The 12,756-nt window shown below is 68.9% G+C and carries 12 protein-coding genes; 3 read left to right on the top strand and 9 right to left on the bottom strand.

Translation table 11 applies throughout. From position 1 onward, the window contains the following. Positions 1-8 precede the first annotated feature (8 nt). Both Mco01_RS12790 and Mco01_RS12785 read right to left on the bottom strand, forming a co-directional pair. Positions 9-611: a hypothetical protein gene (locus Mco01_RS12790; RefSeq protein WP_204057105.1), complete on the bottom strand. Its 603-nt coding sequence runs from the start codon at positions 609-611 to the stop codon at positions 9-11. Beyond that, complete coding sequence (locus tag Mco01_RS12785; protein WP_204057104.1) at positions 608-886, bottom strand: hypothetical protein; 279 nt, start codon at positions 884-886, stop codon at positions 608-610. The genes Mco01_RS12790 and Mco01_RS12785 overlap by 4 nt, the downstream gene beginning before the upstream one ends. Positions 887-1,228: 342 nt before the next feature. On the opposite strand from Mco01_RS12785, the gene Mco01_RS12780 reads away from it, so the two are divergent. From Mco01_RS12780 to Mco01_RS12770, 3 genes are all read left to right on the top strand, one after another. Beyond that, complete coding sequence (locus Mco01_RS12780) at positions 1,229-2,089, top strand: helix-turn-helix domain-containing protein (protein ID WP_204057103.1); 861 nt, start codon at positions 1,229-1,231, stop codon at positions 2,087-2,089. A gap of 138 nt (positions 2,090-2,227) precedes the next feature. Next, positions 2,228-2,440, top strand: coding sequence for a DUF397 domain-containing protein (locus Mco01_RS12775; RefSeq protein WP_204057102.1), 213 nt, complete (start codon positions 2,228-2,230; stop codon positions 2,438-2,440). A 56-nt stretch (positions 2,441-2,496) separates the two neighbouring features. Next, positions 2,497-2,778 (top strand): DUF397 domain-containing protein, encoded by a 282-nt coding sequence (locus tag Mco01_RS12770; RefSeq protein WP_307825574.1) that lies wholly within the window; start codon positions 2,497-2,499, stop codon positions 2,776-2,778. Positions 2,779-2,868: 90 nt separating this feature from the next. Here Mco01_RS12770 and Mco01_RS12765 read toward each other — a convergent pair whose 3' ends face one another. From Mco01_RS12765 to Mco01_RS12735, 7 genes are all read right to left on the bottom strand, one after another. After that, the gene (locus Mco01_RS12765) at positions 2,869-4,896 is read right to left on the bottom strand and encodes a glycosyl hydrolase family 28-related protein (protein WP_204057101.1); all 2,028 of its coding nucleotides are present in this window, start codon (positions 4,894-4,896) and stop codon (positions 2,869-2,871) included. A 22-nt stretch (positions 4,897-4,918) separates the two neighbouring features. Further along, positions 4,919-6,502, bottom strand: a complete 1,584-nt coding sequence (locus Mco01_RS12760; protein ID WP_204057100.1) for a glycoside hydrolase family 13 protein — start codon at positions 6,500-6,502, stop codon at positions 4,919-4,921. A 30-nt stretch (positions 6,503-6,532) separates the two neighbouring features. Next, positions 6,533-7,516, bottom strand: a complete 984-nt coding sequence (locus Mco01_RS12755) for a carbohydrate ABC transporter permease (RefSeq protein ID WP_204057099.1) — start codon at positions 7,514-7,516, stop codon at positions 6,533-6,535. A gap of 11 nt (positions 7,517-7,527) precedes the next feature. Continuing rightward, a complete protein-coding gene (locus Mco01_RS12750) occupies positions 7,528-8,454 on the bottom strand; it encodes a carbohydrate ABC transporter permease (protein WP_204057098.1) in 927 nt (308 codons plus the stop codon). Positions 8,455-8,541: 87 nt separating this feature from the next. Next, positions 8,542-9,924 (bottom strand): extracellular solute-binding protein, encoded by a 1,383-nt coding sequence (locus tag Mco01_RS12745; RefSeq protein ID WP_204057097.1) that lies wholly within the window; start codon positions 9,922-9,924, stop codon positions 8,542-8,544. A gap of 212 nt (positions 9,925-10,136) precedes the next feature. After that, on the bottom strand, positions 10,137-11,150 hold the full coding sequence (locus Mco01_RS12740; protein WP_204057096.1) for a LacI family DNA-binding transcriptional regulator: 1,014 nt from the start codon (positions 11,148-11,150) through the stop codon (positions 10,137-10,139). Positions 11,151-11,690: 540 nt separating this feature from the next. Next, on the bottom strand, positions 11,691-12,683 hold the full coding sequence (locus Mco01_RS12735; protein ID WP_204057095.1) for a LacI family DNA-binding transcriptional regulator: 993 nt from the start codon (positions 12,681-12,683) through the stop codon (positions 11,691-11,693). Between the last annotated feature and the right edge of the window lie 73 nt (positions 12,684-12,756).

The following is a 12,756-nucleotide window of genomic DNA, read 5'->3' as shown; positions in this document are numbered from 1 at the left end:
ACCGCCACTCACTGCCGCCAGAACCACGTGGAGGACCGCTCCCAGGTGTCCCCCGGCGCCGGCTCCTCCGGCGCCGGGTGCTCGTCCCGCCGGATCACGTCGACGATCACGAGCGAGGCGCGGCGGGGATGGCGGAGGACGCGGACGCCCTTCGCCAGCCAGCAGGCCGCGGCGATGACGTCGTGCGCCTGCTGGAGGTCGCCCGGGCTGATCCCCGCCCGGCACCAGACCCACAGCCGCTCGCCGAACGGCTCGGGCCTGGTCCACAGGATCATCGGAAGCTTCCCCCGGCGGGTGACGATCATGGCCTCGGCGCACGCCTTCCGCACCCGGTGGGGGGTGACGACGCACCAGAAGCGCCCCTCCACCTCCCGCCGGGCCTGTGGCCAGACGACCACGGCGAGGACCGTCACGGCCCCCGCCGCGATCGTGGGTGCCCACCCCACCGTCCGTACGGCGAGGACGACGACCGCCGGCCCGCCCGCCAGGAGCGCGGCCTCGTAGCGCCACCGCCACAGCAGGACGAACGGCCCCGGCCTGGCCACGGGGGCCAGCTCGCTCTCGAGGACCCGCAGGACGAGGTTGCCGTTGCGCCGGAGCATGCGCCTCATGGGCGGCCTCCCGAAGGCTGCTCGGGACGCCGCGTGATCGGGGGTTCCATGAGGTTCACCCGCCCGGTGCCCCGGCACTCCTCGCACGGCCGGTCGGTCGGGCTGCGCCCGGTCGCGGCGCAGGCCCGGCAGGAGATCAGCGCGTCGAACCGCCTGTCGCGGTATGTGTGGGTGTGCCACGTCCGGGTGATCTGCCAGCCCTGAACCCAGGCGAAGGCGTCCACCTCGGCGAACGCGGCCTCACTGATTCTCCAGAGCCGGGCGACGATGCGCATCCGTAATCCCGTCCGGGGACGATTACGGACGCCCTTGTTGTTAAAGTGCATGGGTCATCCCTTGCTGTGCAGCAGGTCGGGTGGTCTTCTCGCTGGGTCGATGTGCCACCATCGGCCCAGCGGCGTTTTGGAGGGGCCGAGACCCAATGGCCCTGAGACATCGCCTCCTTCCGGGAACCGGCTGGGGGAGCCGCCACGTTGAGGCTTATGTCTCGTTCAGTACCCGTCCTTTGCCGGTGGCAACCTACATTTGGCAATTGCCATCTGTCGTTTTCCAGCGGTACATGCCGTCAGCATGTTAACCTGCAGGTCTCGAAGCTTCACGGGCAAAGGTGACCGCGTATGGCCGGGACGAACGTGACACTTCGCCGGCGCCAGCTAGCGAACCGCCTCCGAGAGATGCGCCATGGCTCCGGCATGACCGTGGAACAGGTGGCCGAACGCCTTCTCTGCAGCCCCGCGAAGATCAGTCGCATAGAGACGGCCCAGCGAGGCGTCAGCCAGCGCGACGTCCGCGACCTGTGCGGCATCTACGGAGTCACCGACGAGAGCGTCCTCAACCAACTGATGACCTGGGCGCGCGAGGCGCGCGAACCCGGCCTGCGCCAGCAGTGGGGCGATCTCGGCGACGACGCCATATACACCTACGCCGACCTCGAGTCCGCGGCGGTGGCGATCACCGAGTTCCAGACGGCGTACGTCCCCGGCCTGCTGCAGACGGAGGATTACGCCCGGGCGCTCATCGCCGGGATGCTCCCCCGCATCGGGGACGACTACCGGGAGCGCCGCGTGGAGGCGCGCATGCAGCGGCAACGGCTCCTGCACCGCTCCGACCCGCCGCGGTACTGGACCTTCGTCGACGAGGCCGTGCTCCACCGGCAGATCGGCGGCACGAAGGTGCTGAGGGAACAACTGGCGAAGGTCGTGGAGCTCGCCCACCTGCCGCACGTCACGGTCCAGGTGATCCCGTACAGCGCCGGAGCCTACATGGGAGCCGACAGCCCGTTCGTCCTGTTCGAGATCGGCGACCGGACGGTGCCCCTCGTCGTGCACCTCGAGTTGCTGACCCGCTCGGAGTACCTGGAGAAGCCGGACGAGGTGGCCGGTTACCGCGAGGCCATCGACCATCTGCGCGCCACCGCTTTGAGCCCGCAGGAGTCCATGAACCGCATCATCGCCGCAGCAGAGGTGTTAGCCCTATGAACGGGAATCCATCCCCAGTAAGGCGAATTATACATCAAACCGGACATTATCCTGCGTTCCACGTGTCCCTATGGCAGGTAAGGCAAGTGTCACTCTCAGGCGAGTGGAATACTACTGCGACCTGACCTAGGAGCACCTATGGAATCACCGAAAGGCGCACCCACTTCTTCACTGAAGTGGCGCATCTCCTCCCACTGCAACGGCGGGAGCTGCGTCCAAGTCGCCTTCGGAGACAACGAAGTGGCGCTGCGCGACTCGAAGGACGCGTCAGGGCCGGTTCTGTCGTTTTCCGCCAGCGAATGGAGAGCCTTTTTGAAGGCGGCCAAGTCCGGAGAACTGGAGCGCCCCTAAGGGCGTCGTCGACGGTTGAGGTCGATCGGGCGACCTCAACCTAGCCAACGCTGCATATGGACCACAAAGCCATCAAAGTTACACTATTTCCGGCGATACTCGCCCTCCAGGCGAACTTCTACCCGGGAGAGCCCATGGCTGACCGACCTCCATTCGCCGACGTGACATGGCAGCGGGCCTGTAATGGAGGCAACTGTGTCGAGGTGGCTTACCAGGACGGATGGGTAGGCGTCAGAGACGGCAAGCAAGGCGACGCGAGTCCTGTGCTGGCGTTCACGGCGGAGGAGTGGGGTGACTTCCTCCGTGGCGTGAGGGACGGGGGATTCGACCTTCCCTGAGCGATGGCGGACATGTGAAAGAGGGCTTCCCCGGGTGGATGTGGACACCGGGGAAGCCCTCTGGCTTACGGGGTGGTCAGCCCCTTGGGCCTACCAGGGGGACGGGGCCGGGGGCGCGACCACCGGCGGACGGTCGTCGCAGGTGATGGTGTTGGGCAGTTCCCAGGCGGCCAGCCAGGGGCCGGTGGTGCCGCCGCCGTCGTTGCCACCGAGGTCCTGGACGGAGAACTCCGACCCGGTGGGCGGGAAGTTGAACGATCCGCAGTTGTTGACGCCGACCGCGCCGACGTTGCGGGCGTCCACGTTCTCGAAGGACGCCGAGCCCTTCACGCGGGCGCTGACGACCGAGGTGCCCGTGCCGTCCACCTTGATGTCCTTGAAGTGGACGTTGGTGATCGAGTACAGGTCCTTCACCCCGAAGTCGCTGACCAGCATGATCGCGTTGTAGGTGTTGTCGAGGAAGTTGTCCCCGGTCACCTGGACGTTCGCGTCCATGCTCTTCTCGAGGGCGTAGAGCCAGATGGCGCCGAGGCCGATCTTCCAGTTCAGCTCGAACGTGCCGGCCCGGACCGTGGTGTTGTCCTTGATGGCGAGCGTCCCGGTGAACGGCTCGGCGCCGAACCGGGTGCCGGCGTGAATGGCGCTGCCCTCGCGGATCGGGTCGGCGACGAGGTTCCCGGAGACCGTGTTGTCCGTTCCGCCGTAGATCGCGATGCCGTTGGCGAGGACGGGCGTCTGGATGGTGTTGTGGTCGAAGGTATTGCCCGCGTCCGCGGTCTTCTCCGACCACATGGCGAGGGCGTCGTCGCCCGTGTTGCGGATGACGTTGTTCGACACGACCGAGCCGGTGACTCCGGTGTGGAAGTTGAGGCCGTCGGCGATCTGGTCGGCGACGACGTTGTTGGTGATCCTGGTGTTCTTCATCGGGCCGTCGAACCACAGGCCCACCTTGGTGTGGTGGATGTAGAGGCCGTCGACGGTCGAGTCGCTCATCGCGCCGCCGACGCCGTTCACCTGGTCGGTGTCGACGCGCTCGCGGACGTCGCCCTCGATCGCGAAGCCGGACAGGTGGACGTCGGTGCTGCCGCCGGCCGAGGCGTCCTTGCCGTAGAAGCCGACGCCGGTGTGGACCGAGCCGTCGGGGGCGGGTGTGGGCAGGTCGACCTGGCGGCCCTTGATGATCGTGTACCAGTTGCCGGCGCCCTCGATCGTCACCCTGTCGACGATGATGTGCCGGTTGACCTGGTAGGTGCCCGGCGGGACGTACACCTTGAGGTGGGCCCGCTTGGCGAACGCGATGGCCTTGTCGAACGCGTCGGCGGAGTCGCGCCCGCCGAGGGGGTCGGCGCCGAACGCCAGCACGTCGGCCGCGAGGACGTTCACCTTCGGCGGGCCGACGAGCTGGGAGTCGAGCAGGTCGACGACCGTCCAGGCGGCCTTGCTGCCGGAGGGGACGGTCAGCCGCACCTTGTCGCCGGCCCGGTACGTGTGTCCCAGCAGCAGGCGCTGCTCGTCGTAGAAGTGGCTCGGCCGGAACGGCGTGGTGATCGCCGGGGCCGGGGTGGTGGCGCTGGGCACGCACGAGCACTCGGTGATCCACCAGTCGGGGTGGAGCAGCCCGGCGTTCGGGTCGTTCGAGAACGGATACTGGTTGTACAGCCAGGCGTACTGCGACGTGAGGGTCATCGTCGCGCGGTCGCGCCCGTTGACCGTCACGTCCAGCGGGGCGGTGATGCCGCCGCCGTTCGGGGCGTCGGGGATGCTGTAGCGCACGGTGATCGCGTTGGCCGCGCTCGGCAGCGTGAACTCGACGTACTGCCCCGGCGTCAGCTTGACCGCCGACCGGCCGGACGCCTCCGCCGGGAGCGTGTACGCCGTGCGGTCCGGGCCGATGACCGCGCCGTTCGTGGCCGCCTTCTCCGCCTCCTGCTCGGCGAAGTCGACGCTCGCGCCCCGGCCCGCGACGAGCGCGGGGTCGAGGGCGGCGCGGGTCACGGCCGGGCTCGCGGCGCCCGCCCGCGTCACCCGGTCGCCCGGGTGGACGGCGGCGGACGCCGGGGCCTGCACTGCGACGAGTCCGGTGGCGGCCAACGCCACGGCTAACAGGGCTTTCTTCATGGATCGACCGCCTTAGGAGACGTCAGGACAGGGGGGTGAGCCAGACAGCGGTGTCGGAGGGGAGCCGCCCGTCGGCCAGCGGGCCGCTGGCCAGCAGGACGGAGTCGTGCGCCGGGAGATCGACGGGGGCGGAGCCGAGGTTGACCACGCAGATCAGCCCCGAGTCGCGGACGAAGGCCAGCACCTCGTCGCCGAGGGGCAGCCAGGCGATCGTGCCGTCACCGAGCAGGCGGCGGCGCAGGCGCAGGGCCGCCCGGTAGAGGCAGAGCATGGACTCGGGGTCCTCCTGCTGCGCCTCGACCGTCAGGTTCCGCCAGGAGGCGGGCTGGGGCAGCCAGGGGCTGCCGGTGCTGTACCCGAACGGCGGCTCGTCGCCCGACCACGGCAGCGGCACCCGGCAGCCGTCGCGGCCGCGGACCGTGTGCCCGGAACGCTCCCACATGGGGTCGTCGATGAGCTCCTCGGGGATGTCCTCGACCTCGTTCAGGCCGAGCTCCTCCCCCTGGTACACGTAGACGCTGCCCGGCAGGGCCATGGCGAGCAGGGCCGCGGCCCGGGCCCGCCGGCGGCCGAGCTCCAGGTCGGAGGCCATGCCGTCCCGGCGGTCGGCGTTGTCCCAGGACGTGACGGCCCGGCCGTACCGGGTGACGGGGCGGGCGACGTCGTGGTTGGACAGCACCCAGGTGGCGGGCGCGTCGAGCGACAGGTGCGTGGCGAGCGTGAGGTCGATGCTGGCCCGCAGCGCGGCCGGCTCCCACGCGCTCGACAGGAAGTCGAAGTTGAACGCGGTGTGGAGCTCGTCGGCGCGCAGGTAGTTGGCGAACCGGTCCTGGTCGGGCAGCCACACCTCGCCGATGAGGATCCGCCCGCCGTACGAGTCGGACACCCGCCGCCACTCGCGGTAGATGTCGTGGACGCCGTCGTGGTCGGTGTACGACTCCTCGACGCTGTCGAGGTCCTTGACCAGGACGGCCGCCGAGTCGATGCGGACGCCGTCCACGCCCCGGTCGAACCAGAAGCGCAGGACGTCGAGGAACTCCTCGCGCACGGCGGGGTTGTTCCAGTTGAAGTCGGGCTGCTCGGGCGCGAACAGGTGCAGGTACCACTCGCCGTCCGGGACCTGCGTCCAGGCGGGGCCGCCGAAGATCGACTGCCAGCCGTTCGGGGGGCCGTCGCCGACGCCGGGCCGGAACCAGAACCGCTCCCGGGCCTCCGAACCGGGACCGGCCGCCAGCGCCTCACGGAACCAGGCGTGCTGGTCGGAGGCGTGGTTCGGGACGACGTCGACGATCGTGCGGATGCCCAGGTCGTGGGCCTCCTCGATCAGCTTCTCCGCCTCGGCCAGCGTGCCGAACACGGGCTCGATGCTGCGGTAGTCGGCGACGTCGTAGCCGCCGTCGGCCATGGGCGAGGGATACCAGGGGTTGAGCCAGATGGCGTCCACACCGAGGTCGGCCAGGTACTGCAGACGCGACCGGAGGCCTGCTAGGTCTCCCGTCCCGTCGCCGTTGCCGTCGGCGAAGCTGCGCAGGTAGACCTGGTAGATCGCCGCCCCTCGCCACCATCCGCGGTCCGGGGTCGTCCCCGGGGGCGTGCTGCCGGGCATGCTGAATACAACTCCTTACGGGTGAAGGGGTCAGCCCTTGAGGCTTCCGGCGGTGAGGCCCGCCATGATGTGCCGCTGGAACAGGAAGAACACGACGATGGTCGGGATGCTCGCGATCACCAGGGAGGCGACCAGGACGTTCTGCGGCATCTGCGAGGAGAGCGAGGCGATGCCGATGCTCACGGACATCTTCTCGCTGTCGGGCAGGACCAGCAGCGGCCAGACGAAGTCCCGCCACACGTTCACGACGGTCAGGATGGACACCACGCCGAGGATGGGCCGGGAGATCGGCATCACCACCGACCACAGGATGCGGAGCGGCGACGCGCCGTCGATCTCGGCGGCTTCGAGCAGCTCCCGTGGGATCGAGTCGAAGAAGCGCTTGAGCAGGAAGACGTTGAAGCCGTTCGCCGCGGCCGGCAACCAGATCGCCCACGGGGTGTTGAGCAGGTTCCAGTGGAAGAACGGCACGTCCTTCACCGTCAGGTACGCCGGAAGCATTATGACCATGGGCGGGATCATCAGCGTCGACAGCATCAGCGCCAGGACGACCTTGCCGAACGCCGGGCGGAGCTTCGACAGGGCGTAGGCCGCGGAGACGTCGACCGCGAGCGTCAGCAGCCAGGCGCCGCCCGCGTAGACGGCGGTGTTGCCGAGCAGCGTGCCCAGGTCGAGCAGATCCCACGCCTGGAGGTAGCCGTCGAACGAGAAGTGCTCCGGCAGGAACGTCGGCGGGATCGAGTTGAGCTCCTCCGTGGACTTCATCGCGCCCGTGATCATCCAGTACAGCGGGAAGACGAACGCGGCGGTGAAGCTGACCACCACGACCACCAGGACGATCCAGTAGACGATCCGGCCACGGGTCGTGTTGAGCTGGTGCGGCGAGACGGCGGTGCGGAACTGCGTGTTGATGGGCTTGCGGGGCCGCCGGCGCGGGCGTCCCCGGTGGTCCCCGCCCGCGGGCGTGGACGAGGTGCCGGCCGGACGGCCCGGCATGACCGTGACGTTGGACATGGACGCTCCCCTCACACCGTGTTGTCGCGCGAGACGCGCAGGTAGATCGCGGAGAACACCATGAGCACGATCATGAGCATCAGACCGAGCGCGTTGCCGGCGTTGAGGTTGCCGAAGTTGAAGGCGTACTGGTACATGAGGTAGACGACGCTGACCGTGGCGTTCTCGGGACCGCCGCCGGTGAGCAGGTACGGCTCGATGAACACCTGCATCGTCGCGACGATCTGCAGCAGGAGCATCACCAGCAGGATCAGCCTGGTCTGCGGGATCGTCACGTGCCGGATCCGCTTGAAGAGGCCGGCGCCGTCGAGCTCGGCGGCCTCGTACAGCTCGCTCGGGATGGTCTGCAGGGCGGCGAGGTAGATCAGCGTTCCGCTGCCCATGTTCATCCACGTGGAGACGATGACCAGCGAGATCAGCGCCGTGCTCGTCGAGTTGAGCCATTGCAGTCCCGGCAGGTGGACGAAGCCGAGGATCTGGTTGAACAGCCCGTAGTCGGGGTTGTAGAACCACTGGAACAGCAGGACGCTCACCGCCGGCGGCAGCATCACCGGAAGGTAGACGACGAAGCGCAGATAGGCGCGCGCGTGCCGCAGCTCGTTGAGGACGATCGCCGTGACGAACGGGACTCCGTAGCCGCACAGCAGGGCGAGCACGGTGAACAGCGCCGTGTTGACCCACGCCGGCCCGAAGGCCGGGTCGTTGACGACGGTGCGGAAGTTCGCCAGCCCCACCCACTTCGGCGGGTCCACGAAGTTCGTCTTCTGGAAGCTGAGGATGACCTCCCGGATCATCGGATACCAGGAGAAGAACGCGAAACAGATCAGTGCGCCGCACAGGAAGCCGTAGGCGGTCACGTTCCGCTGGACGAGGCGGCGCAGCCTGGTCGGCTCCCGCCGCCTGCCGCCGCTCGTCACCGGGATGCTCGCTGTGGTCATCGTTGTGTTCCGATCTCGACGTGATTGCCGGGGCGCCGGCCGCGCGCGGGTTTCGGTCACGGCACGGCGCCCCGGATTATCGAACGGTCAGCCCTTGGATGCCAGCAGCGAGTTGACCTTCGCCTCCGCGTCGGAGAGGAGCTGGTCGACGTTGGCGTCCTTCCTGGTGAGGACGGCCGACATCGGGGTGTCGAGGATCGCGTAGATCTCCTGCGCGTACGGCCCAGGCTCCGCCTTCGGCGGGATGCCCTTGGAGCCCTCCACCCATCCGGCGAACTGGCCCGCGTCGATGTTGGCGTTGTCCTTGCGCAGCTGGTCGACCGCCTGGCCGGAGGGGGTGTCCGGGCGGTACAGGTCCGGGTAGGGCTGGCCGACGGTCAGGCCCTGGCCCTTGGCCCGCACGTAGTCGAGCTGGCCCTTGCCGGGGGTGAGGAACTCGTACTCGATCCACTTGAGGCCGGCCTTGATCTGCTCCGGCGTGGCCTTCGGGTTGATCATGTAGCCGGCGCCGCCGTTGAACAGGGCCTTGGCCTCGGGCTGCGCGGTGATGGCGTAGTTCTCGAACTTGCCGCCGAAGTCGTTGCGCAGCGAGATGAGCACGTCGGGCGCGCCCAGCATCATGCCCATCTTGCCGCCGGCCATGGCCTTCATCAGGGCCGGCCACTCGATGTAGAGCTGGGAGCCCATGCTGTTGTCGACCCAGCGCATCTGCTGGAGGTTCTGCAGCACGGCCTTGCCCTCGGGGCTGTTGAAGGCGGCCTTCTTGCCGTCGTCGCTGATGACCGAGCCGCCGCGGCCGTAGATGGAGGCGGTGAAGTGCCAGCCGCCGACGTTGTTGCCGCTGTACTCGCCGTATCCGACGTACCCCTGGCCGAGCCCCGCGATCTTCTTCGCGGCGGCCTGCACCTCGGCCCAGGTCTTGGGCGGGTTGTTCGGGTCGAGGCCGGCCTTGGTGAAGACCGCCTTGTTGTAGACGAGACCCATGCCGTAGCCGTCGGTCGGCAGGCCGTAGACCTTGCCGTCCTTCTTGAACATGTCGATCTCGTTGTTGTAGTCCGCGAACGTCTTGAGGTCGTTGACGTACGGCGTGATGTCCGCGGCCTGCCCGCTCGCGATGAGGCGGCCCACGTTGGGGAAGTTGACGTAGAAGACCGTCTCCAGGTCGCCACTGGCGAGCTTGGGCTCGAAGGTCTTCGGGTCGTAGCAGGGGAAGGCGTCGGTGACCTTCTCGATCTTGATGTTCGGGTTCAGCTTCTGGAAGGCCGCCACGTCCTCTTCGAAGGTCGCGCGCTGCGCCTTGTTCGTCTTCGGCGGCTCACAGTTGATCGAGATAGAGACCGGCCCTGCGGCGCCGCCGGGTGCCGCACTGGTCTTGCTGCCACCGCTGCCGCCGTCGTCGGAGCCGCAGGCGGCCGCGGCCGCGAGGGTGAGTCCCGAGACCAGCAGTATCGAGAGCTTCTGGGCTTTCATCATCGTTCCCTTCTGGAACCGCGCACCACGACCCGTTGGAGCACGCGTCCCGGGGCCGGCTGGAGCGCCCCGATCCGCTCGGTTGCGAGAAACATACAGAGGCATGCATGTGGGAGCAATAGTTCGTCATGCACTGTGCAAAAAAGTGACAGTTACGGGTGTGTCACTGACATGAGATCTCGCAGCCGGGCGGGCGTCCAGACAGGAAAGGGTCACACCTTCCTGGGAGCCGGCGCGGTGGACGCCCGGACGACCAGCTCCGGCTCGAAGAGCAGCTCGTCACCGGGAACGACGGCGGCGTCGATCTGCGCCACGAGGAGCTCGACCGCGGCCCGGCCCATGGCGTCGATCGGCTGCCGCACGGTCGTGAGGGGCGGGTCGGTGCAGTTCATCAGGGCCGAGTCGTCGTATCCGATGACCGAGACGTCATCGGGCACCGAGAGGCCGGCCCTGCGGGCGGCCCGGATGGCCCCCAGCGCGAGCACGTCGCTCGCGCAGACGATGCCGGTGATCCCGCGGCGGACCATGCGGGCGGCCGCCGCGTGGCCTCCCTCCAGCGAGAACATCGTGTGCTCGACGTGGTCGGCGGGCAGCTCCACGCCGTTGGCCCGCGCGTACGCGCGGAAGGCGGCGAGCTTGCGCTGCGACGGCACGTGATCGGGCGGGCCGAGCAGGAGCGCCACCTGCGTGTGGCCGAGGGCCAGCAGGTGGGCGAGCGCGATCTCGGAGGCCGCCACGTCGTCGCAGGACACCTGCGGGAAGCCGAGGTGCTCGACCGCGGCGTTGACCAGGACGATGGGCAGCTTGCGCTCCAGCACCCGCTCGTAGTGGCTGTGCGAGGCGTCCCCCTGGGCGTACAGGCCGCCCGCGAAGACCATCCCCGACACGTGCTGCTGGAGCAGCAGGTCGACGTAGTCGGCCTCGGAGACGCCGCCGACCGTGCGGGTGCACAGGACCGAGGTGAACCCCTGCTGCGCGAGGGCGCCGCCCACCACCTCGGCGAACGCCGGGAAGATCGGGTTTTGCAACTCGGGGAGGACGAGGCCGACGAGCCGTCCGCGGTCGCCCCGCAACTGGGTGGGGCGCTCGTACCCGAGCACGTCGAGGGCCGTGAGCACCGCCTCCCGGGTGGCGTCGGAGACGCCCGGCTTGCCGTTGAGGACGCGACTCACCGTCGCCTCGCTCACGCCCACCTTCTTGGCCACTTCCGCAAGCCGTCGTGTCATGGGCGCAACTATACGACAAATAGCGCAAGAGATTTCATCGGCTTGCGCTCAGGGTCGGCGGACGCCGTCCAGGCATCCGAGGAATCTCGCCGCGGCAGGGAGCGGTCCATGACGGCGTCAGCTGGGACGAGGGCTGGTCGTGACACGGGCGTTATCTTACGACTTCTCGTCGAAATATTGCAGTTGGTTGTTCGCCAACTTATCGTGTGGGCCACTCGCCCAGTCAGAGATGTGGCGGTCCCGCGTCACGCCGCATCTCTCGGATCCTCCTGCGAAAGGGCCTCCATGAGAAGATCCGGAGCCGCCGTCGCCGTGACGTCCGCCTCCCCGCCGGCACCCGAGCCTCCCGGGACCACGCCGCCGTCACCAAGCGCGCGCGACAGCCGGGCCTGACCTTCACCGGCACCGCCGGCCGGGCTGCCGGGCAGGTCTCCGAGTTCGAGGCGTACGCGTCGTGGTCACGCCCGGATCGGAACGGGACACCCGGAGGAGGAGTGGACGCCTCCTCCTCCGGGCTCACCCCCAAGCATGGGGACGAGCTCAGCTCACCGCGACGCCGACCCGGCCGGTGGAGGATCGCACCACGAGCTCGGGCTCGAACAGCAGCTCGCCGGTGGCGACCGCGGCGCCCTCCATCTGGCTCAGCAGGAGCTCGACCGCGGCCCGGCCCATCGCCTCGATGGGCTGGCGCACAGTCGTCAGGGGCGGGTCCACGCAGGTCATCAGCGCGGAGTCGTCGTAGCCGACCACCGACACGTCGTCCGGCACCCGGCGGCCCGCGCGGCGGGCGGCGCGGATCGCCCCCAACGCGAGCGGGTCGCTGCCGCAGATCAGGCCGGTGACGCCCTGGCGGACGAACTTGAGCGCCGCCGCGTGGCCGCCCTCCAGCGAGTGCATGGTGTGCTCGACCAGCTCGCCGCCCGCCGCGCGGAACGCCTCCAGCTTCCGGATGGACGGCATGTGGTCGGGCGGGCCGACGATCAGCCCGATGTGCTCGTGGCCCAGGGCGCGCAGGTGCCCGAGGGCCTGCTCGACGGCGATCTTGTCGTCGCAGGAGACCCGCGGGAACTCCCAGTGGTCGGCCGCCGCGTTCACCAGCACGGTCGGCAGGCGGCGCTCCACCAGACGCAGGTAGTGCTCGTGGACCACACCGGTCTGGGTGTAGAGGCCGCCGGCGAACACGACGCCGGACACCTGCTGCTGCAGGAGCAGGTCGACGTAGTCGGCCTCGGAGATCCCGCCGACCGTGCGGGTGCACAGGACGGGCGTGAACCCCTGCTGGGCCAGGGCGCCGCCGACCACCTCGGCGAACGCGGGGAAGATCGGGTTCTGCAGCTCGGGGAGCACCAGGCCCACCAGCCGGGCGCGTTCCCCGCGCAGCTGGGTGGGCCGCTCGTACCCGAGCACGTCCAGGGCCGTCAGCACGGCCTCACGGGTGGCCTCGGAGACCCCCGCCTTGCCATTGAGGACGCGACTCACCGTGGCCTCGCTGACCCCGACCTTTTTCGCAACCTCTGCAAGCCGTCGCGTCATGGGCGCAAGCATACGACGGCGCGGACCGTCGCCAGCGGCGCTCGATCGCCGTTCCCATCGGGGATCCCGATCT

This window comes from Microbispora corallina, assembly GCF_016863035.1.
Taxonomy (GTDB): domain Bacteria; phylum Actinomycetota; class Actinomycetes; order Streptosporangiales; family Streptosporangiaceae; genus Microbispora; species Microbispora corallina.
Note: the sequence above shows the minus strand (reverse complement) of the source record. Positions and strands in the feature narration are given on the sequence as shown.

What these genes read in the sequence shown, in the direction of transcription:
- Mco01_RS12760 (WP_204057100.1), bottom strand. Translation starts at nt 6,502, where the DNA reads ATGCCCGGCAGCACGCCCCCGGGGACGACCCCGGACCGCGGATGGTGG.
- Mco01_RS12785 (WP_204057104.1), bottom strand. Translation starts at nt 886, where the DNA reads ATGCGCATCGTCGCCCGGCTCTGGAGAATCAGTGAGGCCGCGTTCGCC.
- Mco01_RS12780 (WP_204057103.1), top strand. Translation starts at nt 1,229, where the DNA reads ATGGCCGGGACGAACGTGACACTTCGCCGGCGCCAGCTAGCGAACCGC.
- Mco01_RS12775 (WP_204057102.1), top strand. Translation starts at nt 2,228, where the DNA reads ATGGAATCACCGAAAGGCGCACCCACTTCTTCACTGAAGTGGCGCATC.
- Mco01_RS12740 (WP_204057096.1), bottom strand. Translation starts at nt 11,150, where the DNA reads ATGACACGACGGCTTGCGGAAGTGGCCAAGAAGGTGGGCGTGAGCGAG.
- Mco01_RS12790 (WP_204057105.1), bottom strand. Translation starts at nt 611, where the DNA reads ATGAGGCGCATGCTCCGGCGCAACGGCAACCTCGTCCTGCGGGTCCTC.
- Mco01_RS12755 (WP_204057099.1), bottom strand. Translation starts at nt 7,516, where the DNA reads ATGTCCAACGTCACGGTCATGCCGGGCCGTCCGGCCGGCACCTCGTCC.
- Mco01_RS12770 (WP_307825574.1), top strand. Translation starts at nt 2,497, where the DNA reads ATGGACCACAAAGCCATCAAAGTTACACTATTTCCGGCGATACTCGCC.
- Mco01_RS12735 (WP_204057095.1), bottom strand. Translation starts at nt 12,683, where the DNA reads ATGACGCGACGGCTTGCAGAGGTTGCGAAAAAGGTCGGGGTCAGCGAG.
- Mco01_RS12765 (WP_204057101.1), bottom strand. Translation starts at nt 4,896, where the DNA reads ATGAAGAAAGCCCTGTTAGCCGTGGCGTTGGCCGCCACCGGACTCGTC.
- Mco01_RS12750 (WP_204057098.1), bottom strand. Translation starts at nt 8,454, where the DNA reads ATGACCACAGCGAGCATCCCGGTGACGAGCGGCGGCAGGCGGCGGGAG.
- Mco01_RS12745 (WP_204057097.1), bottom strand. Translation starts at nt 9,924, where the DNA reads ATGAAAGCCCAGAAGCTCTCGATACTGCTGGTCTCGGGACTCACCCTC.